Source organism: Corynebacterium sp. 122RC1, assembly GCF_024580955.1.
Classification (GTDB): domain Bacteria; phylum Actinomycetota; class Actinomycetes; order Mycobacteriales; family Mycobacteriaceae; genus Corynebacterium; species Corynebacterium kozikiae.
Map to the genome: position 1 here is coordinate 1 of NZ_JANIKD010000003.1, position 23,160 is coordinate 23,160.

A 23,160-nucleotide genomic window follows, 5' to 3' on the forward strand; every position below is an offset into this window, starting at 1 on the left:
GGGTGGGGTGGGCTGGTGAGAGGCTGCCACTCTTGTTGCTCCTTAAGGCGATAAGGATGCTGAAAGGAAGAACGGGCAGGCAAGCAGCGGCACTAGCGGCATGAGCTGCGCTAGCGGCACTCGAGGAAACTCTAGCTCATCCCAGCACGCTATTCCTGGTGGTGAGGCTGCAGTTTCTTCCAGCAAATCCACTGCTCACTGCCTGGATTGCTCCAGGTTCTTTCTTTCTGCGGTTGTTGATCTTGGGTCTGCTATGGCCGCGATACAAGTTGTACTGTCCTTGACGGCCACAGCAACACGAACATGGTGATCCATGACGGCAAAAACCCTCGCTGGCACTTGTGGTGGCAACGAGGGCGCTTGACGTTTCGACTACTAGCGAGCCGACACGGCAGGCGCCGCACCGCGTACTAGTACGAGTCGAAGAATGTTCATGCCTGCATACTCTACACAACGCCCAGCTCAATTCCACATATTTGCTGAGATTTTGTGGCTTTCCCCGAGTTTCCCCCGCGTTTCCCCCACATTTTGCCGGCAATTTTGCCCCCGGTCTCTCCCCCGTCCCTTCCCCGTGCCTTCCCGGCCCGCCTCCGCTTCACCTCCGTTTCGCCTCCGTGCCCGTAGAATTCCGCCCATCTACCCCACCACCCCGGTAAGCGTCGATGCGCGGCGGTGCGCGTCGATGCGCGGCGGCGCGCGTCGGATCGACGGCTGACGGCCCCGCAACACTTTGGCGCTCAAGCCGTTACCATCGAACTCATGCCGTTTACCTACATTCTTTCGAGAACTTGGACATGGTTTCTAGAAACAGGCATCAACCTGGTGCTGCTCATTTTGCTGGCATTCCTGGTGCCGCGCGTCGGGCGGCTGGCAATGCGCTTGGTGGAACGCCAGGTAGCGGATGAAAATGAAGATGAGTCAAAGGCCCACCTTGCCTTTGCGGGCGTGGCTATCTACATCGCGCAGATGATTGCCTACTTCCTGGTGTTCGTGTTCATGCTCCAGCAGTTGGGCTTCTCCCTCGCTGGTGCCGCGATCCCCGCCACGGCGGCCTCCGCTGCAATTGGTTTGGGCGCACAGTCCATCATCGCCGACTTCCTGGCCGGTTTCTTCGTGCTTTCCGAAAAACAGTACGGTGTTGGCGACTGGGTTCGTTTTGAAGGCGGCGCCACCACGGTTGAGGGTACCGTCATCCAGATCACCATGCGTGCAACCCGCATCCGCACCTTGGCCGAGGAGACGGTGATCATCCCGAACTCCAAGGCCGGAGTTTCGATTAACAACTCGAACTACTGGTCCTCCGCGGTGATCAAGATGCCAATCCCTCTGCTCGGTTCCAGCTCCATCCACGAGGCAATCGACCGCGCCACCGCCGCCACCCGCCAAGCGCTGACAAGGGAAGACATCGCCCCGAACATCCTTGGCGAACTCAAAGTTCACGAATCCGTGGCCGTCAACCCGCCAACCACCGTTGGCATGCCCTGGACTGTTGACTTGCGCTTTGTGGTGCAAGTTCGCCCCGGCACGCAGTGGTCTGTAGAGCGCGCCGTGCGCACCAGCATCATCGAGGAATTCTGGCAAGAATACGGCTCCGCCCCAACACTCGACGGCACAGTCACGTCCACCCTGCATACCGCGGCAATTTCCGACGCCCCCGCCGTCGCACCTCACAGTGAATCAGGGGAAGGCAGCGCGGCAGGTACCCAAGGGATCCAAGGCAACGTTTCAACTCAGGCGCTGCCTGCGGCAACACTTTCCACCACGACTGCAACCGCAGGTACGAGCGCCGATGACGGTGCAGAGCGCTTCCGCAACACCCCGGATGCCCAGGACCCTAACCGCGGAGAGTTTGCAGAAAAGGACCCGGCAACCACCAACGAGCTGGACTTCCAGGACGATGATGCGCAGCCCGGCGGCCACAAGGAACGAGATGATGAGGTTCTCACCGGCTGGCGCTCCAAGATCACCCTCGGTGGGCGGATGCGCGTCTCCACCGCCTTCCTCCTGCTCGGCCTTTTTACCGTGGTGCTGCTGAAGGGCTTTTCTGTAGACACCGGCGACGAATGGGACGGCAACTCCGGCTGGCTCGCGCCGCAACGCACCCCCGCGGCGACGTCGGAACTGCCCACCACTACCCCCGAAGCCGTGGTTGAGGCACCGAGCAGCAGCCCCGCAACAGATCCACAAACCCCAACACCAACCCCAACGGCGGATACACCCCTGAATCAGAACTCGAGCGCGCCTGCCCAAACACCAGCGGATCAAGCCCCCACGGCAGAATCGGAGCCCACGCCAGACGTCAGCGGAGCGCCGGTGCCAACGGCGAATCCCGGTGCCGCTCCGAGTGCAGCCGTGGCGCCTTAGAAAATCCCCAACGCTGAACTAGGATGGTGCTTCATGAGCGAACAACCACAAGTTGTGATTTCCCCAGACCGCATGAACCTCTTTGTAGCCGTATTGCTATTTTTGATGATTTTGGTGTTGGGGAGCACCTTGCCGCTCCCGGTGTACCTGCTGCTCCTTGCGCTTCCCGTAGTGTTTTTCCTCTGGGTGCTGCGCACGAAAACCACAGTGGACGCTCGCGGCATCACCGCTTCCCCCGCGTTTCGGGCCCAGAGCACGGTGGCGTGGGAGGACCTCGCCGGTGTGGGGTTCCAAGGGACCAAGGCGTTTGCACAGCGTCACGACGGCACCAAGGTTGCGCTTCCTGCTGTTTCCTTCAATTCCCTGCCTTTGTTGGAGGAAGCCTCCGCGGGCAGGATTCCCGATGCACTCGGGCAAGGCCGGGCCGCCGTTGATGAAAAGGTTCGTGTGGTAAACCGCGACGGCGAGGAGGTGCTGATGACCGAATCCGAATATGAGGAGTACGCTCGTATGCGCGTAGCAGAACATGAGCGCCAGCAACAGGCCGCCACCCAAAAGGCCCAAAATACGCCTCAGGATTGAGGCTGAACAGGTTTCCGTCGGAAAATCTCCGCTTGAAGCCGCACGCTGTAATTTTACTTTCTTTTTCTCGTTTCATTTGGGAAGGCCAAGATGATCCCCCTTCGTTCACGCATCACCACCGTAGGCCGTAATGCCGCAGGTGCCCGCGCTTTATGGCGCGCCACCGGCACTAAGGAAAACGAGTTTGGCAAGCCAATCGTGGCCATTGTGAACTCCTACACCCAGTTTGTGCCAGGCCATGTTCACCTGAAGAACGTGGGAGACATCGTTGCTGAAGCCGTGCGCGCTGCGGGTGGCGTTCCCAAGGAGTTCAACACCATCGCTGTGGACGACGGCATTGCAATGGGCCACGGCGGCATGCTGTACTCGCTGCCTTCACGCGAGATCATCGCAGACTCCGTGGAGTACATGGTCAATGCCCACACCGCAGACGCCATGGTGTGCATCTCCAACTGTGACAAGATCACCCCAGGCATGCTCAACGCGGCTCTGCGTCTGAACATCCCAGCGATCTTTGTTTCCGGCGGTCCAATGGAGGCCGGCAAGGTGGTTGCCGTCAACGGTGTGGCGCACGCCCCCACTGACTTGATTACTGCCATGACGGCCTCGGCGAGCGATGAGGTGTCTGACGCAGACCTCCTCCAAGTTGAGCAGTCTGCCTGCCCCACCTGTGGTTCTTGTTCCGGCATGTTCACCGCAAACTCCATGAACTGTCTCACCGAAGCACTGGGGCTTTCCCTTCCCGGCAACGGCACCACCCTGGCAACCCACACCGCCCGCAAGGCGCTGTTTGAGCAGGCCGGCGAGATGATCGTGGACATGTGCCAGCGTTACTATGGCGAGGAAGACGAGTCCGTGTTGCCACGTAACATCGCCACCAAGGCTGCGTTCATGAACGCAATGGCACTGGACATGGCCATGGGCGGTTCCACCAACACCGTGTTGCACACCCTGGCTGCGGCCCAGGAGGGCGAGGTGGACTTCACCCTGCGTGACATCGACGAACTTTCCCACCGCATCCCGTGCATCTCCAAGGTGGCACCAAACGGTACCTACCACATTGAAGATGTGCACCGCGCGGGCGGCATCCCCGCGATCCTCGGCGAGCTGTACCGCGCTGGGCTGCTGGACGAATCCGTGCACACCGTTGCCTACGACACCGTAGACGGCTGGCTGGGTGACTGGGACATCCGCGGCGGAAAAGCCATCGACAAAGCCATTGAACTCTTCCACGCTGCCCCCGGCGGCATCCGCACCACGGAGGCCTTTAGCCAGTCCACTCGCTGGGACTCCCTGGACACGGATACCGAGAACGGCTGCATCCACGACATTGAGCACGCCTACTCCGCAGACGGTGGATTGGTCATTCTGCGAGGTAACCTCTCCCCCGACGGCTCCGTGCTGAAGACCGCTGGCGTGGACGAGGAACTGTGGGAGTTCACGGGCCCCGCCCGCGTGGTGGATTCCCAGGAGGCTGCGGTTTCCATGATCCTCAAGCGCGAAGTCCAGCCTGGCGAGGTTGTGGTGATTCGCTACGAGGGCCCCGCCGGTGGCCCAGGCATGCAGGAAATGCTGCACCCAACGTCCTTCCTCAAGGGTGCTGGTTTGGGCAAGAAATGCGCGCTGATCACCGACGGCCGCTTCTCCGGCGGAACCTCAGGTCTTTCCATCGGCCACATTTCTCCAGAGGCCGCCCACAAGGGCCTCATCGGCCTGGTACAAAATGGTGATTCCATCACAATCTCGGTGGCAAAGCGCGAGCTCACTTTGAACGTCTCTGATGAGGAAATTCAGGCGCGCCGCGAGGCGATGGAGGCCAGCGAGAACCCTTGGACCCCCAACCGCGACCGTGTAGTGTCCAAGGCTCTGCGCGCCTACGCCAAGATGGCTACCTCCGCGGATAAGGGTGCTGTGCGTCAGGTTGACTAATGAGTTGGTGATTGAGGCGCGGGAGTGCGGTCCTGCGCCTGAGCGCCTGACTGCCGTTTCGGAGCCTGCCCGTCGGAACCCTACGGCGCCCTAAGTCCCCTGCCCAGAACCCCTGCCCAGAACCCCTGCCTAGAACTCCTGCCTAGAACTCCTGCCGAGAACCCCAAGCCCTATTGTGTGCGGCTTGGGGTTTTTGTGCGTTGGTGCTTTGTGGCTGCGGTGAAGCCCCGCACACCGATGAGTGTGAGCACCAACAGCACGCCGGCGCAGACCATCGCCATGGCAGGCATGCCGTACACCGCCACGATTGGGCCTGCGATAAGCCCGCCAAATGCACCGGCGATGTTCATCAGCATGTCATTGCGCCCCTGGAAGCGTGGGCGCACATGTGGTGGCACTTTTTCCTGCAGCATCGCCGAGGTGCTCACAAGCGCAGCCGACCACCCCAACCCAAGCAGAATCAATGCCGCCACTACCCATTCGTGGCTTTGGCCCATAAAGATCAGCAAGAGAATCGATGCAGCAAGCAGCACAAACCCGAGGGTCAAGGTGAGCGTGTGGCCGAGCTTATCCACGCTCATACCAAACACCGGCGAAAACCCGAACATACCCAGGATGTGCAGGGAAATCGTGATACCGATCAAAGATATCGCCGCTCCGTGCGCCTGCATGTGGACGGGCGTCATGGACATCAGCGCGACCATAGTGAAATGGGCACCCGCCATCAGCGCGATCACCAGGTACGCCCCCTTCGCTACAGCTTGCGACCCTGCCGCCCCATGCTGTTCTTGGGTTATGCCCTGCGGCCTTGCCGCTGGCGTTCCAGCTAGCCCAAAATGCACGAGCGGCAGCGCCGCAAGGAGCGCGAGTGCGCCGATCAGGAACACCGCTGCGTAAGGATCAATGCCGAACATTCCGCCTACCGACGCGCCCAGCGGCAGCAGGTTGGGGCCTGCCACGGCGCCGACGGTGGTACACCACACGACGAGCGAGATGTTGCGTCCGCGTGAGGATTCATCTGCGGTTTCAGCGGCGGCGAATCGGGATTGCAGGTTGATTGCGCCTGTGGTGCCCAGGAGGAAGAATGCAGCGATCACGAGGGCAAAGGATTCTGTATTTGCAGCGATTGCTGCGAGCAGCGCACCGAGCATGCCGGTGGCAATGCCCGTGGTCATAGCGACGCGGCGTCCCTTACTGGCTACGAGCCGAGCCAGGGGCACCGCGGTGAGCGCGGAGCCGAGCGTGATCATTGTGGATGCGAGCCCACCGGCTTGGGTGCCTCCCAATTTGGCGGCAACGAGGGCGCCTACGCCAAACGTTGCGCCGTTGGCGAGTCCTGTGCAGATTTGCACCACCATGAGGGTACGGAGGACTCTTGCGGAGTGCTGTCTTGTGTTCACTTTTCTCCTTAGAAAAGGCGTGTGCTCAACGATGTTCGTTGTGAGCACACGCCTTGTTGCTGCGATGGTTTCAGTTGTGCATTACAGCGGGTTGACCTGAGCTAGGAACCACCACATTGCTACTGCACCTGCGATGCCAACGATTGCGAAGATCCAGGAGCTTGCGAGTGGGCGTTGCGCCCAGGTGCGGGAGTAGTCCAGGGAGATCTTACCTGGGCCGGTGAACTGGAGGCTGAGTGCGAGCAGAGCCAGAACGAAGGCTAACCAGATTGGGTTGCTGGTATCTCCGATGCTGCTCAGGCCTTGGGTGTTGAGGGCGTCGATTGCTCCGAATGCAGTTACTGCTGTGGCCACTGCTGCAGCGATTGGGTGGACCAGTCCGAGCAGGAGGAACAGGCCGGCGGCGAGCTTCATCGCCGGGATCAGCACTGCCAACAGGCCTGGGAGGCTGTAAGACTGCGCCGCGTACAAGTTTTCCAGGGTCTGGATGCCTTCGTACGGGCCGAAGCCGAAGAAGGTGGAGGCGGCGTCGAATACCAAGAACCCACCGGTGAACACGCGAAGCAGGAAAATGCCGAAGTCGATGGTGCCGCGCTTCGCGTGCTCAATCATCCCAACGGGCTCTTGCTGCTCGGCTGGGGTTTCCCAACCGCTGGTTGCTGGAGCTGCGGACGCGGGAGCTACCACAGGTGGCACTGCGGAAGCTGGAGCAGCTCCTGGAAGTGGCTCCTGAGGCTGTCCTAGCTGTGCCGTTTGCGCGAAGTTCACTGGTGCAGCAGCGTCCGTGGTGTGTGCCGCAGCAGCGGGTGCTGATGCGATAGGTGCAAAATCCGTGTCGCGGTATTCTTCGCGGTATTGATCCTGCGGCTGCTGGGCGTACTGAGTGGTTGGCGCACCCTCAGAAACCACTCTGGTTTCGTAGTCCGCGGTGTGGTACTCGGCTTGAGGTTTTGCGTCGAAGATGCTGGTGGGCGCGTCGGAAGCGAGCGGCTTGCTGCGCTCGTCGTCGTGAGGCTTGTTCACTGCGATCTCCTGTGGTTGTTGTGCTGGGGCCTCAATGCCTTCAGTACCCTCGGCACCAACCGTGCCCTTTGTGGCCTCTGCACCTTCGATGCCTGCGTCGGCTCCGGCAGCTCCGGAAGCGTCCGGAGCTTCGGTGTGCGAGGCCGCCGGAGAGTTGGTTGCTGGAGTATTGGTTGCTGGGATTGATTGTGGCGCAACACGGCCAGCGCGCTCGTACACGCTCTTTGGCGTGGAATCGGCGTTGGGCGTATTCGCCTGAGGCTCCCGGTAGGTTGGGATGTCGTCGTCGAAATCGCTTGCGCGGTCTGGTGTGTTGTCTTGACTCATGCTTTCCAGCGTAAATCAGGGATAAGGCAATGTGTGGAGGTGGTGTCGGCGCGCCATGTCAATTTTGGGGCCATTGTGAAGTGTGGATCTGAGCGAGGCTTGGTGAATGCGCTTGGTCGGGGCGGATCTCAGGTGCAGGTCTGTAGTGCCTGCACGAGGGCTTGGCGTTCGGCAGTGGTCACACTCAAGGCGTATGCATGCTTCACCTCTATCTGCGCGGTGGCGTATCCGCAGGCAAATGCGGGGTTGCTCGGCAGCCAACCGTCAGCTGCCTGCGCACCTTTGCGCTGATTTTCCTGCTTGAGGGTGGCTTGCAGGTTTTTGGGGTCGTTGGCAAACGCTTGGCGCGTTGCGGGATCCCAGGAGGCCGCACCTGATCGCCAGGCGTTTGCCAATGCCACCACATGGTCAATTTGCACGAGGTCACTGGTGCCTTCTCCGCGGAGGAACTCATGAGTTGTCCCACTGTAAGGGTCTTGCAACGTGCCGGAAACCACTACGCAGTCCCGGGTGCCTGGGCGAAACCTCGGGTTCAGGAGGTCGCGTTTGAGTATGTCATTGCGCGTGTCACACCCGTTGTGCCCGAACTCCACCTCCACGTCATCACTCCACCGCTGCCCAAACGCAGAGCGCTGGTATTCGGCGAGGCCGAGAGGAAGCTCATCTTGCACGCCGAGCTCAGAAAGCAAAGCAAAGGCATCCGCAGCAGCCCCAGTAGTAGATACTGGGACGTCTTGAGCCGGCAATAGGCCTCGATCGAATACACCACCTGAACCGATTTGAGGCTTTCCTGGCAGGTTGGCCACACCGGCGAAAATGGCAACCAGCAGACCCAGGATGCCAACAACAGTCCAACGCTTTGACCTCCTTGCGGCATGGCGTGTGCCTTTTCTCCTGCGGGAGGAAATTACCGCATTGCGCACCATCTGCATCCCACCTCCTTCCCGGGTTCGTCTGAGGCTCGGCACCATGACCCACCTGCCGAGCGGACGGCAGTTTCTGATTCCACGTTTGGCGCAACCTCACAGGCTGAGGGGGGAGGGACTACCTATGAGGTTGCGTACCGCACGTTACTAGGGCGGCAGGACACGTCCCCTCAAGACACCCGCCACCTTAGAACATATTTTCGAAATGCGCCACCCCACCCCACAAAGCCTTGCTCAAGCAAGGCATTAGGGCTAAGATTGTTGACATGTCAAATAAAGCTTCATACATTGCAACCGGCGGCGAATACGTCCGCGATACCCAATACATCACTGACCGCATTGTGAACTCCGTTAGCGAACCAACCCCGCAGGAAGACGGAAGTTTCCTCTGGCCCGTCACCCCGGGGCGCTACCGCCTCATCGCTGCCCGCGCCTGCCCTTGGGCACACCGCACAGTCATCACCAGGCGCTTGAAGGGCCTGGAAGACGTTATTTCCCTCGGCCTAGTGGGCCCCACCCATGATGCCGACTCCTGGACCTTTGACCTTGACCCCGGCGAAGTAGACCCCGTACTGGGCATCCCCAAACTCAAGGATGCCTACCTCAAGCGCTTCCCCGATTACCCACGCGGCATCACCGTGCCTTCCATCGTGGACACCACTACCGGCGAGATTGTGAGCAACGACTTCCCATCCATCCCCAAGGACTTCAATGATCAGTGGGCAGCGTATGAGCGAGAAGGCGCCCCAGACTTGTACCCTGAGGCTCTCCGCGAGGAAATCGACCAAGTAACAAAGCGGGTATTCACTGAGGTCAACAACGGTGTGTACCGCTGCGGCTTCGCGGGCACCCAGGAGGCCTACAACGATGCTTATCACCGCCTCTGGACCACCATGGACTGGCTGGAAGAGCGGCTGAGCAAACAGCGCTACTTGGTGGGCGAGCACATCACGTTGGCGGACATCTACCTCTACCCCACCCTCATTCGCTTTGATGCTGTGTACTACTCCCACTTCAAGGCAAGCCGCAATAAGATCACCGAAATGCCGGCACTGTGGGGCTATTTGCGGGACCTGTTCCAAACCCCAGGGTTTGGTGATACCACGGACTTCACCGAGATCAAGCAGCACTACTTCATCGTGCACGCTGACATTAACCCCACCCAAATCGTGCCCCAGGGCCCTGATCTCTCCGGGCTGTTTACTGAACATCGCCGCGAGGCCCTCGGCGGCACCCCGTTTGCCCAGGGTGTGACACTGCCCAGCCCGATCCCCGCAGGCGAGGAAGTGAAGAATCCAATCGCGGGCCAAGTGGAGTTTTTTAGCTAGAAGGCGGTGGCTGGTACAGGTGCTCAGCCGCGATGCTGTGCACCTGCTTGGTCAGCCACTCCAAAGATTCGGAGGCGAGGCGCCAGTGATGCCAGTACAAAGTGACTTCATTGTGCGCGTCATCAAGCCGCACCACCTGCCCACTTTCCAGCAGCGGCACCGCCTGAGTTTCTGGGAGCAGCGCCCATCCAAGTCCAACTCTGGCTGCCTCCATGAACCCCTCTGAGCTAGGTACTTGATGCACCGGAACCTGCCGTGAACTCGCACCCTTGAGCTTGCTTTGGAGACTTTTGTGTTGCAGGTGATCGCGCGGGCCGAATCGCAATACTGGCAGGCGCTGCCAATCCACTTCTCCGTTGTTGGTGTAGCGATCCAATAGCCGTGGGTTCGCAACGGCAACGTAGCGCATGATGCCCAAAAACTCGGCATCGCAGCCTGGCACGGTCTCTTTGGTGCTGGCGATTGCCCCGAGGACGTCACCGCGCTGCAGCAGTGCAAGGTTGTACGATTCATCCTCCACCGTCACGCTCAACGTGGTGCCTTCGCGCGCAGCCACTGCGGCATACATTGGCCGAAACCATGTGGAAAGCGAATCTGCGTTTACGGCGACTGCCAGCGGGATTGCGGCCAACTGCTCGCCAAGCAGCGCGCTCGTCTCCGCCTGAAGCAACTCCAAACGCCGCCCCGCCTGCACCAGCACCTCGCCGGCTTGGGTTGCCGTCACAGGAATGGTCCGGCGCAGCACCACCCTGCCCGTTTCCTTCTCCAATGCTTTCACGCGTTGGCTCACCGCGGAGGGTGAAATCCCCAAGCGAAATGCAGCCCCCTCAAAGCTGCCCTCGTCCAGGATGGCGAGCAAAGTGCGCAGGTGAACCGGGTTCATGAAGCAATTCTACATCAAGTTTAATTTCTATCGTTTTACTTCATAGACCAACGGGTCCAAAATGATGCCATGACCACTTTTGCTATCGCCATCTCGGGATTTCTCATCGGCCTCTCGTTGATCGTGGCTATCGGGCCGCAGAACGCGCTCATTATCCGCCAAGGCATCAAAGGCGTAGGCGTTATCCCAGTGATTGTGGTGTGCATGATCTCAGACGTTTTGCTCATTTTTGGTGGTACAGCCGGAGTGGGCGCCCTTGTGGACCGCGCACCGGCTATGCTCGAAGCACTGAAATGGATGGGTGCGGCCTACCTACTGTGGTTCGCCTACGTTTGCTTCCGCGATGGCCTGCGCCCCCAACGCGAATCCCTCAACTTCAGCGAATCCCCCTCGCCGGCTAAGAAAAATGGCTCTCCATCTTCCTCCCGCAAGCCCCACGGCGGCAGCGCGGTGGCAACAAAGCAAGCTCCCGCGGTAACGACGCAGCCAGCGCGACCTTGGGTCAAGCCGGTCCTCGCGGCGCTGGCGTTTACTTGGCTGAATCCAGCTGCGTACATCGACGTACTCGTGATGCTCGGCGGCATGGCAAACCAACACGGACCCGATGGTCGATGGGTGTTCGCCTTCGGAGCACTTGCCGCTAGCTTCTTGTGGTTCCCCTTTATTGCATACGCCTCCACCCGATTTGCCCATGTGCTGAGCAAACCAAAGGTGTGGGCATGGGTAAACCTTGCCATCGGAGTGCTGATGCTAGTGCTGTGCGCACGGCTGATTATGCACTAGCACCAGTTGGGCACGGGTTTCTAGGAATCTCCGTGAATCTTGGAGCGGGTAGCCCCAGCCCAGATGTTGATGCCGGCGTCACTCGCAGCGGCATCGATCGCATTGAGCTCCTTCACGCTGAACTCCGTGTTCTCAAGGGCCTTGAGGTTGTGCTCGAGTTGTTCCACACTGGATGCTCCGATCAGGGCACTTGCCACCGTCTGTGAACCGTAATCACCCTGTTCACGCAGTACCCAAGCAATAGCCATTTGTGCGAGCGATTGGCCACGGGACTCTGCAATGCTATTGAGAGTCCGCACCATCTTGAGGTTTTCTTCCCGCAGCATGTCCATGCCAAGTGACTTACCAGCCGCAGCGCGTGAATCCGCTGGAACGCCCTCAAGGTAGCGGTTCGTGAGCAGGCCCTGCGCAAGTGGAGAGAACGCAATCACGCCGAGGCCATTGGCTGCCGCCGAGGCAAGCAGCGATTCCCCATCTTCTCCGGGCTCCTCCACCCAGCGGTTCAAAATGGAGTAGCTCGGCTGGTGGATGAGCAGCGGGCAACCTTCCTCCGCAGCCATTTGCGCAGCCTCCGCGGTGAGCTCTGGCCCATATGAGGAAATACCCACATACAGGGCCTTTCCGGAAGCCACGATGTCACGCAGCGCGTAGATAGTCTCCTCCAGCGGGGTATCTGGGTCCGGACGGTGATGATAGAAAATATCCACGTAGTCCAGGCCCATCCGCTCCAAAGAAGCATCCAATGAACTCATCAGGTACTTCCTGGACCCGCCAAAGCTATATGGCCCCGCATCCATGTTCCAACCCGCCTTCGAAGAAATGATCATCTCATGGCGATGGTTGGCAAAGTCCTTGCGCAGGATTCGGCCGAAGTTTTCCTCCGCCGATCCTGGAGGTGGGCCGTAGTTATTGGCCAGGTCAAAGTGTGTGATGCCGTGATCGAAGGCGCTGCGTACGATGTCACGCTGGTTTGCAAATGGGCGGTCATCGCCAAAGTTGTGCCACAAGCCCAAGCTGAGTGCAGGCAGCCGCAACCCTGAATGCCCCACGAGGCGATACTGCATCTCGTGGTAGCGGGTGGACGAAGGTGTATATACCGGAACGGGATCAAGACGGTAACTCATGCGCTCCAGTTTGCCAACCTGCGGGCGGCGTGTCCACGAAAACAACAAACAACCCCTAGGGTTCCGCGTAACGGAATGCTCCTAGGGGTAGGTGTTGTTTATGGGTGAGCTCAGCTCAACTTCTTGGCAATGAGCTGGTTCACCAGTGCAGGGTCGGCCTTACCGCGGGTTGCCTTCATCACTGAACCCACAATTGCGCCCACAACCTTGGTGTTGCCGGCCTTGTACTTTTCCACGATATCTGGGTTTGCTGCAAGCGCCTCATCAACAGCGGCTTCGATGGCGCCGTCGTCCCGCACCACCTCTAGGCCGCGGGCAGCAATCACCTCAGCCACGGTGCCCTCCCCAGCCAGCACGCCGTCCACAGCCTGGCGGGCGAGCTTGTTGGTGAGCTTGCCGTCCTTGATCAGGGCAATAACCTCTGCAACCTGGGCAGGCTCAATTGACAAGGCATCGAGTTCCACACCCTGCTCATTGGCCTTTTGTGCCAAGTAGGCGACCCACCAAGAACGTGCTTCATCGGAAGGCGCCCCTGCGTCAACGGTGGCCACGATGAGATCGAGGGCACCAAGGCGCACGAGGTCACGCATCTCCTCATCTTTGAGGCCCCACTCCTCCTGGATGCGGGCGCGGCGGACCCATGGCAGCTCCGGCAGAGTTGCCCGGATTTCCTCAACCCACTCTCGTGGAGCAATCACTGGTGGCAGGTCAGGGTCGTTGAAGTAGCGGTAATCCTCAGCGGTCTCCTTAGGGCGGCCCTTCGAGGTGGTGCCGTCGGCTTCCTGATAGTGGCGCGTCTCTTGGACGATCTCACCACCGTCCTCGATGACCTGGGCCTGGCGCTGCATCTCGTAGCGGACCGCCTGCTCCACAGACTTGAGCGAGTTGATGTTTTTGGTTTCGGTGCGGGTGCCAAATTCTGTTGCGCCCTTGCGCATGAGGGACAGGTTGGAATCCACGCGCATCGATCCCTGGTCCATACGCGCGTCAGACACGCCGAGGGCTTTCACGAGGTCGCGCAGTGCGGAAACGTATGCGCGGGCAACCTCTGGGGCGCGTTCACCAGCACCAATGATTGGCTTGGTCACGATCTCGATGAGTGGTACGCCGGCACGGTTGCAGTCCACCAAAGAAGCGGTGGCACCGTGGATGCGGCCGTCGGCACCACCGAGGTGGGTGAGCTTACCGGTGTCCTCTTCCATGTGGGCGCGCTCAATCTCAACGCGCCAAGTGGTGCCGTCGTCAAGCACAACGTCGAGGTAGCCGTTGTAGGCAATTGGCTCGTCATACTGCGAGATCTGGTAGTTCTTTGGCTGATCCGGATAGAAATAGTTTTTTCGCGCGAAGTGGGAAGATTCTGCGATCTCACAGTTCAGCGCAAGACCAATCTTGATTGCCCATTCCACACCCTTCGCGTTGACCACAGGCAGCGCACCTGGCAAACCAAGGGAGGTTGGGTCAACGTTGGAGTTTGGTTCTGCACCAAAGTGTGCGGAGGGGGCTGAGAACATCTTGGTTTCCGTGGCGAGCTCCACGTGCACCTCAAGGCCCATTACAGGGTCAAACTTTTCTAGAACGTCCTCGTAATCCATCAGGTCAGTCATAGCCTACGAGTTTACAACAATGCGGATGAGGAACGAACGCCGACGACAACGATGGAGAACCCTACCGCCGTGAGGAGTCCACAAAAAAATCAGCCGCCCCATACGAGACGGCCGATTTTAGCGAAGTTGCTCTACATTCTTGAGCCTCACTTTTAGCCAAACATTTAGCCAAACAGAGCCTGCGCGGTGCGGTAGCGCCCTTGAGGCACAACCTTGAGCTGGCCCACTGCATCCTCGAGTGGGATGAGCTCAATGTGCTCACCGTGGAGTGCAACAACCTTGCCGAAGTCGCCGGTGTGGCAAGCGCGTGCCGCGTGGACTCCGTAGCGGGTTGCCAGGACGCGGTCGAAGGAGGTTGGGGTACCGCCGCGCTGAATGTGGCCGAGTACGGTGGTGCGGACGTCGTGGCCCAAGCGGCGCTTGATCTCATCGCCGATGACCTGGCCGATGCCGTTGAAGGTCTGGTGTCCGAATTGGTCCACGCCGCCCTCGTTGAACTCCATGGTGCCTTCCTTGGGCAGCGCACCCTCAGCCACCACGATGATTCCGTACTTCTCACCCATCTGGAATCGGCGTTCCATCTTCTTGCAGATCTCTGCAATATCGAATGGCACCTCGGGGATCACGATGTAGTGCGCGCCACCTGCCATGCCAGCGTGTAGGGCGATCCAACCAACGTGGCGGCCCATGACCTCCACGATCATCACGCGGTTATGCGACTCAGCGGTGGTGTGCAGGCGATCAATTGCGTCGGTTGCAACGGATACGGCGGTATCAAAGCCGAAAGTGTAGTCCGTGCCATTGACGTCATTGTCAATGGTCTTTGGCACGCCAACTACGGGAATGCCGTTGTCGGAGAGCCACTTTGCACCTTTGAGGGTGCCTTCGCCGCCGATGGGAATGAGGGCGTCGATCCCTGCGTCTGCCAGGTTTTCCTTGATCTGCTCAATGCCGTTCTTGAAGCGATCAGGGTGCAGGCGACCGGTGCCCAGGATGGTACCGCCGCGCAGCAGGATGCGGTCAATGTTTTCATCGTCGTAGAGTTGAACCCGCTTGTCTTCCATCAGGCCCACCCAGCCGTCCTGGTAGCCCACCACCGTGGAGCCGTACTCGGAGGCGGTGCGGACGATGCCGCGGATCACTGCATTCAGGCCGGGGCAATCGCCGCCTGAGGTCAAAGTTGCAATACGCATGTGCCCAATAATAGCCGAACGTGCCCGCTTACGCCCGAGCAAAAATCAGTGTCTTGCTGCGGAAAGACTCGGGCATGCCTGTGAGATTACTCGCATCGGCCACCACTCGCATCAGGTATCCTCGATGAGCATGAGCGCAATCGACATCAAAAAAGCCAAAGACGTCCAGACCGCACCGCTAATCGCCACTGGCCTCATCGGCGGCTGGCTCACCGCCCGCGAAACCGGGATCCGCCCACTCGGTGGGGTTCTCCTCGCTGCGGCAGGAATTTGGGCAGGGCGCACTTGGTACGCAAAAGGCGGCGTTCCACTCACCGCTGGCCTGAGCGCAGCCTACATCGCAGCGTTCGGCCTCTCTCACCCACTCGCCAAAAAGATTGGTGCCTGGCCGAGCGTACTCGCCGTCACCGCGGCTTCTGCCGGAGCGGCGTACGCGCTTTCCGACGCCCGCTAGACCTCAGCCCCGCAAGGCAGGAGCCGCGCAAGTCAACGCAAGACAACGCGAGACAACAGAGCCCCGCTGCCCCACCGTGCGTCCCCCAAGGGAAGGGGAAAGGCACAACTTGAGGGTTTTCGCAGCAGTATTGGTATTTGCCGGCAACGGAAAATAGCAAAGCCTACCCTAAGCAACAATGTTGGGTAGGCTTTGCTGCTATGGAACCCACACCTCCCGCATCAGCAGCACCACAAGCATCTTCTTCCCCTCGCCCACGGCGCAAGATGATTCCTCGGACTGCCACCGTCACCGGAAAGCAGCGCAGAAGCTCCAACCTGATCCGGGTGCATTTTGATAGCCCAGACTTGGTTGGCGCAGAGTTTGCCCATACGGATCACTACGTGAAGCTGTTGTTCCAGGAAAACGGTGAGCCTTTGGTGGTCAACAGCGCTGAAGAGATTGGCGTTCAGCAAGTGGTGCGCCGCACCTACACGCTTTGTGCAATCGACCCAGAGCACGGCAAGTTTTCCATCGACTTTGTGGAGCACAACCATTCAGGTGCACCGCAGGGGGTCGCTGGTCCGTGGGCTTCCCGGGTGGAACCCGGCGCGCAGATTAGCTTCCTCGGCCCCGGTGGCGCGTGGCACCCCGAGGAACGCTACCAGCACTTTGTGCTTGCTGGTGATGAAGCTGCCGCCCCGGCCGTGCTCGAGGGCCTTGCGGCGCTGCCCGCGCTGGCAACGTCGTTCACGCTCATTGAAGTGGCAGACGCTGCAGCAGAGATGCCTCTGCCCGAAAATCTTGCGCCAGGGCAAGAGGTGCGTTTTGTGCACCGCAACGGTGCGACCCACGGCACCGCACTAGTACAGGCGCTGCGCGAACACTTCTTGACCACCACACCTAATGGCGCTCCCACCTCGGCCCCAACTGGAACCGCTTGGTTTGTGCACGGTGTGGCGGAAATGGTGAAGGAGGTTCGTAGCCTGCTGTTCGTGGAACTTGGCGTGCCTAAGGATGACGCTTCCATTTCTGGATATTGGCGCCTTGGTATGACGGAGGATCAATGGCAGGCGAGCAAGATGGAGTTCGTGGCGCAGGCTGAGGCCGAGGAAGCCCAAAAGCTCGCTCGCTAATACCGCATTGCAAGGAGCGGATTACCTTCTTATTGCTCCGCCTTATTGCTGATCGTTGAGGGCGCTCCTTCAACCCCACGGGATAGGGTGTTCGCTCGCAGCGCTGCAACCGCGCCAAAGCTGATCACGATGGCCGCGAGCAAAATCGAGCGGCCGTAGGCGGTGCCGGCGGAGTCGATGATGATGCGCCACTGCAGCACCGCGCCTACCGCAGCCGAGCCAAGGACGGACCCCAATTGTCGGATGGTGTTGTAGGTGCCAGATGCCACGCCCATTTGCTGGGGTTGGAGGTCGCGCATGGCACTCGTGGAGTTGGGTGCCCAAATGAAGCTGTTGGCCAGGCCAAACACTGCAAGTATGCCCACTATTGTCCAAATTGGCCAGGCTGCACTCATGGATACCCACAGCGCAGCAAGGCACAGGGCGCTCGCACCAAATCCGCCGGCTGCCAAGAGGTTTGGTGAGATCCGATCCGCGAGCCTTCCCACATACGGGGAAAGCACGAGTGCGGCAATGGATTGCGGGACTGTCACCAGCCCTGCCTGCAGTGGTGTGAGCCCGTGGACTTCTTGGAGGTAGAGCATCACCGGCAATGGTGTTCCTGCGATCACGAACCCTTGGGCAAAAATGCCCACTAGGCCTAAGGAAAAATTGTGCACCCGGAATAGCCCAAGTGGCATTAAGGCATCTTTTCCACGGGCTTCTGCCCTGCCCTGCTGGCGCACAAACAACGCCGCCACTGCAATGCCAAACGCCATGCAAACCCAAATCCTTGGGGCCCACCCCTGCTGCTGGCCTTCTTGCAGCGCGAAGACCACCGCGAACACGGCGACCATGCTCAGCAACACTGACAATGCATCGATTGGCCGTTGGGATCGCGGGAAACTTGGCAGATAGCGCAACACTGCGGCAATCGAAATCACGCCGATTGGCACGTTGATGATGAAGATCCACTGCCAGCCCACGCTGCCGCTGATCACCCCACCTGCAAGAGGCCCCGTCAGCCCGGCGAGCCCCGCGACCATCCCCCACACACCGAGAGCTGCACCCCTGCGTTCCTTGGCAAAAATCCTGTTGATCACGCTCATTGTCTGCGGTGTCAGCAGCGCCGCACCCAATCCTTGGGCTGCGCGCCACCAAATGAGCGCACTGATATTCGGCGCCAAACCACACATGAGTGAACTCACGGTAAAGATGACCATACCCAGCACATATACGTTGCGAGGATCATAACGATCCCCCAAGCGTCCCGTCACCAGCAGCGGCACGGCGAAGGTCAGCAGGTACGCCGAATTCACCCAGATGATCTGGTTGTAGCTTGCGCCCAGCTCTTCCTGGAGCACCGGCGTAGCCACGGCGACAATAGTTTGGTCGAGCAGGATCATGAAAAACCCAATGCACAGCGCAAACAGCGCGGGCCATGCCTGCTTCTCCGGCAGCGGCAACGCGGTGGCCTTCTGCGCCTGAGATGCCATGTTCCCACACCTTCCCAAGGTTATGTACGCCCGGTTTCATACGTCGATCTAGTTATACACCCCATCTAGGACACGCCCCGCGTCCTGTGTCCTGTCTCCTGCGTCCCAAAGGCAACGTCTCGAGGCGGAGCATTGCCGACGCCCAAGGCTTCCAGGCACCAAGGCGGCGTAGTCCAAACGGCAGCACGTCGGCACCGCTGCTGCCCCTGCCGAAGGCCAGCGCGGCTGGCACAATTGATGTCATGCCAGACAAGAATTTTCTGTTCACACCAACCACAGAATCTGATCGGACGTACATCGCCCGGCTGAACTTCCTTACTGATGTGCACGGTAATGAAGGCCGTGAAGTCACCGCTGCTTTCGCAGAGGACTACCACACCTATGTGGAACGGTGGACGCCGGAACGCGGCGGTGTTATTGCCTGGAGCAACCACATCCCCGCTGGTGGTGCATGGTTGATTTGGGGCACCGAAGACCACCATGGCTACGGGCATGTGGAATCGGGTGTGCCGGAGGTGGCTGTTGCTGTAGAAACCGCTTTCCGTGGACATGGGCTTGGCAGGCTATTGCTCAACGAAGCTGCAAAAATCGCGCGGGCCGCGGGCGCCCCAGGTATCTCGCTTTCCGTTGATGCAGACAACCACCACGCACACGAGGTCTACCTCAAACTGGGATACAAACCTGTACCTCCCAGCGCTCAAGCACCTGGAGCAAGCGATTCCGAATACCACCGCCTCATCCTCCGATTCAGCTAGGCCCAGGTTCACCCAGGCCCAGGTTCAGCCCGCGGGGTTACAGCTCATCAAAGGTGGAGGTGTCAATCACAAAGCGGAATTGCACGTCCGACGCGACAACTCGCTCGTAGGCGCGGTCCACGTCCTTGACCCCGATCTTTTCAATGTAGGCACCGATTCCGTGTTCACCGCAAAAGTCCAGCATTTCTTGGGTTTCTGCAATTCCACCGATGTTTGAGCCGGTGAGCACCTTGGATCCCATGATCAAGGAGCCAAACTTTAATGATTGTGCCTTAGGGGGAAGGCCCACCACGATCATGACGCCGCGGGGTTTGAGCAATTTAAGGTAGGCATCCACGTCAAAGTCAGCGGAGATGGTGCTGATGATGTAGTCGTAGCGTCCCCGATTGTGTCTGAAGAAATCTGGGTCGGTGGTTACATGCGTTGCCACAGCCCCGAGTTCCTTTGCAAGTTCCGCTTTTTTGAGAGTGCGCGAGAGCACTTCCACTTCAGCGCCCTTTGCGGCTGCGATCTGCACCCCCATGTGTCCAAGGCCGCCTAAGCCCACAACGGCTACCTGGTCTCCTTCTTTGATATCCCACGCGGCGATTGGTGAATAAAGAGTAATGCCCGCGCACAGAAGCGGAGCTGCGTGGTCAAAGTCCAGTTCGTCGGGGATTCGGCACACAAAGTTTTCATCCACCACGATTTTCTGGGTGTAGCCACCTTGGGTGATGCTTCCGTCTGTGTCCACGGAGTTGTAGGTTCCCACCGCGCCCTTGAGGCAGTGGTTTTCAAACCCGGCGAGGCACTGTTCACACTCTCCGCAGGAGTTCACTAAGCAACCGACGCCAACGCGGTCCCCAACCTGCCACTTGCTTACCTGAGAGCCCACGGCCTGGACTACGCCGGCGATTTCGTGGCCAACGGTGAGCGGATAATGTGCTGGGCCCCACTCGGATTCGATTGTGTGGATATCACTGTGGCAGATGCCCGCTGCCTTCACATCAATCAGCACGTCGTTTTCACGCAGTGCGCGGCGGGTAATGGTAGCTACTTCAAAGGGGCGTCCAGCGGCAGTTTTTTGCAGCACCTTGGTCTGGATGCCGCCTGCCTCCCCTTGGTGATTTGCATGGGCTTCAATGTGTTCTGTGCTCATTGCACCAACGATACTCCCCCATAAGCCACCCTCAGTCTTGCACCCCTACGAACCAAAAACCCGCCAGTGGAGAGGGAGCACGTTAATCTTGTGCCGCCTCACCGCTGACGGGGAGTGAACTGCGCATCGCTTTTGGTGCCTGACATTCACCACAGCAAAAGGCGTTCTTGCACCGAGCGCACACCGTGATGGTGTGTGACCTTCACTGATGCAGGAACGTTGCCTTCAGCCTTCCCGTGGTTGGTGAGGCCGCGGTCCGTATCAGGCAGCCGCATGTACGCGGACGGCTGCGCGATGGTCACTTCCTGGCAGGTCTTCGGACTTGTGGATCAACCCTCACCATCCGCCTTCCCAGGTACCTTTTGGGCACCCAGTGACGTTGTGGATGGCTAGTCCCCACTTACCGCTGCGCGTCAGCCCCGGATTCGCACCGGGTTCCCTCAAGGGACTTCAGCATTGGAGCCCCAGCATTGGAGCTCTGGGCACCAAGCATTCAGTACCTTGGCGAAATGCGCCAGCAAGTTGTTCGTTGTGCGCTAGTGATTTTAGCGCGAAATACACAATCCCGCTGCCACCTGTTCTCAGGTGCGGGCAGCGGGACCTTGTGGGTGCAACCAGTATGGGAGCGCCGGGTTCCTATCTGAGTTCCTAGTTCCTTACTTCTGCCCAGCTTCGAAGGCTGCGCCTACCTTGTAGAGGCGGTCATCCTTGAACGCCGGTGCCATGATCTGCAAGCCGGTTGGCAGGTTGGTGTCACTTGCCAAACCCGAAGGCAGGGACATGCCGCAGAGGCCGGCGAGGTTGAGTGGCAGGGTGCAGAGGTCGAAGTTGTACATCGCCATTGGATCTTGAAGCTTTTCCCCAAGCTTGAAGGCGGTGGTTGGGGTGGTTGGGGAGATCAGCACGTCTGCCTGGGCGTATGCCTGTGCGAAGTCTTGGGCAATCAGGCTGCGCACGCGCTGTGCTTGGCGGTAGTAGGCGTCGTAGTAGCCCACTGACAGCGCGTAGGTGCCCAGGATGATGCGGCGCTTTACCTCTGGGCCGAAGCCCGCTGCACGGGTGAGTGCCATCACTTCGTCGGCGGAGCGGGTGCCGTCATCGCCCACGCGCAGGCCGTAGCGCATGCCATCAAAGCGGGCGAGGTTGGAGGAAACCTCACAAGGCAGGATCAGGTAGTAGGCGGCGAGCGCGTCATCGAAGTGCGGGCAGTCCACCTCTACGATCTCTGCACCTTGGTCCACGAGCTGGTCCACGGCCTTACGGAACTGCTCAATCACACCCGGCTGGTAGCCTTCGCGGTTGAACTGCTTCACCACGCCAACCTTCATGCCCTTGAGGTCACCCCGGGCCCCTTCGCGCGCTGCTTCCACAACGGGCGCTACTGGGCGATTGACGCTGGTGGCGTCGTACTTATCGTGGCCCGCGATGACCTCGTGCAACAATGCCGTGTCCAGGACCGTGCGTGCAGTAGGGCCGCCCTGATCCAGGGAGGATGCGCATGCCACCAGGCCGTATCGAGACACGGTGCCGTAGGTGGGCTTCACACCAACGGTGTTGGTGAGTGCCGCCGGCTGGCGGATGGAGCCGCCGGTGTCCGTACCAATTGCCAATGGGGCCTCACCGGATGCCAGCGCTGCGGAGGATCCGCCGCCGGAGCCGCCAGGCGTGCGTTCCACGTCCCAAGGGTTCTTGGTGGGGCCGTACGCGGAATTTTCCGTGGAGGAACCCATGGCGAACTCGTCCATGTTGGTCTTGCCCAAAATCGGAATCCCGGCCTCGCGGATTTTGCGGGTCACGGTGGCGTCGTAAGGCGCAACGTACCCCTCGAGGATCTTGGATGCACAGGTGGTTGGTGCGTCCGTGGTCACGAACACATCCTTAAGTGCCAGTGGAACACCTGCCAGCGGTGAGGCCGGTGCCTCCCCTGCATCCAGGGAGCGGTCTACGGCGTCGGCAGCCGCGAGAGCTTCCTCGGCACCCACGTGCAGGAATGCGTGCAGCTTCCCGTCTACCTCGGCGATACGGTCCAGGTGCGCCTGGGTGACTTCACGGGAGGACACTTCGCGAGAGTGAATCTTCTCGGCGAGCTCGGCAGCACTCAGGGAGGTGAGGCCAGTTTCAGGAACAAGGTAGTTGGTCATGGTTTACTCCCCCAGGATCTGCGGAACGACGAAACGCTGTTCTTCCACTGCCGGTGCCTGATCCAGCGCCTGTTCAGGGGTAAGAATTTGCTCTACAACATCTTCACGCATGGTGGTGGTGATGTCATGCGGGTGGCACATGGGCTCCACGCCTTCCGCGGCCACCTGCTGCACCTTGCTCACTGCACCCACAATCGCTTCGATTTGGGTGGCAAATTGGTCCAGCTCCTCATCACTGAGGGCCAACCGTGACAATGTAGCCAAGTGGGCGACTTCATCGCGTGAAATCTCAGGCACTTCGCGCATCCTTACTCTCGTAGGTCTTCTTGATTCCGCCTGCCTGGGCAACACGTGGGCAACGGGCCCCGCAGGCAGCACTGAGTACACAATACTACCGCACGGATTCTCAGCTTTCCGACGCCCCCAAGGCACCCTTCTCCCCCACCCCGGCACGGGACCCACCGTGGGTTCGGATATTGGGGGTTCCGCGCTTCGCAAAATTTGCACGTAGTATTAGGAGCGATTGCGCTTGTGTCACCTACATACAAGTGCTGTGTTGATTCTGCTCTTTAGCTCTGCGTGTGCTGTGCATGCGCAACCAACCCTAGGCCGCACG

General features: G+C 59.7%; 19 protein-coding genes and 1 riboswitch. Of the genes, 8 read left to right on the plus strand and 11 right to left on the minus strand.

Going from position 1 to position 23,160, the window contains the following annotated elements:
• Positions 1-759 precede the first annotated feature (759 nt).
• The 3 genes from NQ050_RS01875 (at position 760) to ilvD (ending at position 4,875) form a co-directional block, all read left to right on the plus strand.
• Positions 760-2,364, plus strand: coding sequence for a mechanosensitive ion channel family protein (locus tag NQ050_RS01875; RefSeq protein WP_257037564.1), 1,605 nt, complete (start codon positions 760-762; stop codon positions 2,362-2,364).
• Positions 2,365-2,397: 33 nt separating this feature from the next.
• The gene (locus tag NQ050_RS01880; protein WP_257037566.1) at positions 2,398-2,946 is read left to right on the plus strand and encodes a PH domain-containing protein; all 549 of its coding nucleotides are present in this window, start codon (positions 2,398-2,400) and stop codon (positions 2,944-2,946) included.
• Positions 2,947-3,036: 90 nt separating this feature from the next.
• On the plus strand, positions 3,037-4,875 hold the full coding sequence (gene ilvD / locus NQ050_RS01885; RefSeq protein ID WP_257037567.1) for a dihydroxy-acid dehydratase: 1,839 nt from the start codon (positions 3,037-3,039) through the stop codon (positions 4,873-4,875).
• Positions 4,876-5,045: 170 nt separating this feature from the next.
• Here ilvD and NQ050_RS01890 read toward each other — a convergent pair whose 3' ends face one another.
• The 3 genes from NQ050_RS01890 to NQ050_RS01900 form a co-directional block, all read right to left on the minus strand.
• Positions 5,046-6,275, minus strand: a complete 1,230-nt coding sequence (locus tag NQ050_RS01890; protein WP_257037568.1) for an MFS transporter — start codon at positions 6,273-6,275, stop codon at positions 5,046-5,048.
• 81 nt (positions 6,276-6,356) lie between these two features.
• On the minus strand, positions 6,357-7,625 hold the full coding sequence (locus NQ050_RS01895) for a DoxX family membrane protein (RefSeq protein WP_257037569.1): 1,269 nt from the start codon (positions 7,623-7,625) through the stop codon (positions 6,357-6,359).
• A 128-nt stretch (positions 7,626-7,753) separates the two neighbouring features.
• A complete protein-coding gene (locus tag NQ050_RS01900) occupies positions 7,754-8,557 on the minus strand; it encodes an HNH endonuclease family protein (protein ID WP_257037570.1) in 804 nt (267 codons plus the stop codon).
• Between the two features lie 260 nt (positions 8,558-8,817).
• Here NQ050_RS01900 and NQ050_RS01905 point away from each other — a divergent pair, with 260 nt between their 5' ends.
• Positions 8,818-9,879 (plus strand): glutathione S-transferase family protein, encoded by a 1,062-nt coding sequence (locus tag NQ050_RS01905; protein ID WP_257037571.1) that lies wholly within the window; start codon positions 8,818-8,820, stop codon positions 9,877-9,879.
• Here NQ050_RS01905 and NQ050_RS01910 read toward each other — a convergent pair.
• Positions 9,872-10,762 carry a LysR family transcriptional regulator ArgP gene (locus tag NQ050_RS01910; protein WP_257037572.1) on the minus strand — a complete coding sequence of 297 codons (891 nt, stop codon included), beginning with the start codon at positions 10,760-10,762 and terminating at the stop codon, positions 9,872-9,874. The two genes, NQ050_RS01905 and NQ050_RS01910, sit on opposite strands and share 8 nt — an antisense overlap.
• A 69-nt stretch (positions 10,763-10,831) precedes the next feature.
• Between NQ050_RS01910 and NQ050_RS01915 the strand changes: the two genes are divergently transcribed.
• On the plus strand, positions 10,832-11,545 hold the full coding sequence (locus NQ050_RS01915) for a LysE/ArgO family amino acid transporter (RefSeq protein WP_257037573.1): 714 nt from the start codon (positions 10,832-10,834) through the stop codon (positions 11,543-11,545).
• 20 nt (positions 11,546-11,565) lie between these two features.
• Here the strand turns inward: NQ050_RS01915 and mgrA are convergent, their stop codons facing one another.
• The 3 genes from mgrA to NQ050_RS01930 form a co-directional block, all read right to left on the minus strand.
• Positions 11,566-12,669, minus strand: coding sequence for an L-glyceraldehyde 3-phosphate reductase (gene mgrA / locus NQ050_RS01920; protein ID WP_257037574.1), 1,104 nt, complete (start codon positions 12,667-12,669; stop codon positions 11,566-11,568).
• Positions 12,670-12,779: 110 nt separating this feature from the next.
• Positions 12,780-14,273 (minus strand): Asp-tRNA(Asn)/Glu-tRNA(Gln) amidotransferase subunit GatB, encoded by a 1,494-nt coding sequence (gatB, locus tag NQ050_RS01925; RefSeq protein ID WP_257037575.1) that lies wholly within the window; start codon positions 14,271-14,273, stop codon positions 12,780-12,782.
• A 164-nt stretch (positions 14,274-14,437) separates the two neighbouring features.
• The gene (locus NQ050_RS01930; protein ID WP_257037576.1) at positions 14,438-15,466 is read right to left on the minus strand and encodes a 6-phosphofructokinase; all 1,029 of its coding nucleotides are present in this window, start codon (positions 15,464-15,466) and stop codon (positions 14,438-14,440) included.
• 130 nt (positions 15,467-15,596) lie between these two features.
• Here NQ050_RS01930 and NQ050_RS01935 point away from each other — a divergent pair, with 130 nt between their 5' ends.
• Positions 15,597-15,920 carry a hypothetical protein gene (locus NQ050_RS01935; protein WP_257037577.1) on the plus strand — a complete coding sequence of 108 codons (324 nt, stop codon included), beginning with the start codon at positions 15,597-15,599 and terminating at the stop codon, positions 15,918-15,920.
• Positions 15,921-16,120: 200 nt separating this feature from the next.
• Positions 16,121-17,035, plus strand: a complete 915-nt coding sequence (locus tag NQ050_RS01940; protein ID WP_257037578.1) for a siderophore-interacting protein — start codon at positions 16,121-16,123, stop codon at positions 17,033-17,035.
• 29 nt (positions 17,036-17,064) lie between these two features.
• Here NQ050_RS01940 and NQ050_RS01945 read toward each other — a convergent pair whose 3' ends face one another.
• A complete protein-coding gene (locus NQ050_RS01945) occupies positions 17,065-18,510 on the minus strand; it encodes a DHA2 family efflux MFS transporter permease subunit (RefSeq protein ID WP_257037579.1) in 1,446 nt (481 codons plus the stop codon).
• Positions 18,511-18,752: 242 nt separating this feature from the next.
• On the opposite strand from NQ050_RS01945, the gene NQ050_RS01950 reads away from it, so the two are divergent.
• Positions 18,753-19,265, plus strand: a complete 513-nt coding sequence (locus NQ050_RS01950; protein WP_257037747.1) for an N-acetyltransferase — start codon at positions 18,753-18,755, stop codon at positions 19,263-19,265.
• Positions 19,266-19,302: 37 nt separating this feature from the next.
• Here NQ050_RS01950 and NQ050_RS01955 read toward each other — a convergent pair whose 3' ends face one another.
• The 3 genes from NQ050_RS01955 to gatC form a co-directional block, all read right to left on the minus strand.
• The gene (locus NQ050_RS01955; RefSeq protein ID WP_257037580.1) at positions 19,303-20,403 is read right to left on the minus strand and encodes an NAD(P)-dependent alcohol dehydrogenase; all 1,101 of its coding nucleotides are present in this window, start codon (positions 20,401-20,403) and stop codon (positions 19,303-19,305) included.
• A 289-nt stretch (positions 20,404-20,692) separates the two neighbouring features.
• Positions 20,693-20,908, minus strand: a riboswitch (cobalamin riboswitch).
• A gap of 151 nt (positions 20,909-21,059) precedes the next feature.
• Positions 21,060-22,544: an Asp-tRNA(Asn)/Glu-tRNA(Gln) amidotransferase subunit GatA gene (gene gatA, locus NQ050_RS01960; protein ID WP_257037582.1), complete on the minus strand. Its 1,485-nt coding sequence runs from the start codon at positions 22,542-22,544 to the stop codon at positions 21,060-21,062.
• 3 nt (positions 22,545-22,547) lie between these two features.
• Entirely contained in the window at positions 22,548-22,841 is a 294-nt protein-coding gene (gene gatC, locus NQ050_RS01965) for an Asp-tRNA(Asn)/Glu-tRNA(Gln) amidotransferase subunit GatC (protein ID WP_257037583.1), read from the minus strand.
• Positions 22,842-23,160 lie beyond the last annotated feature (319 nt).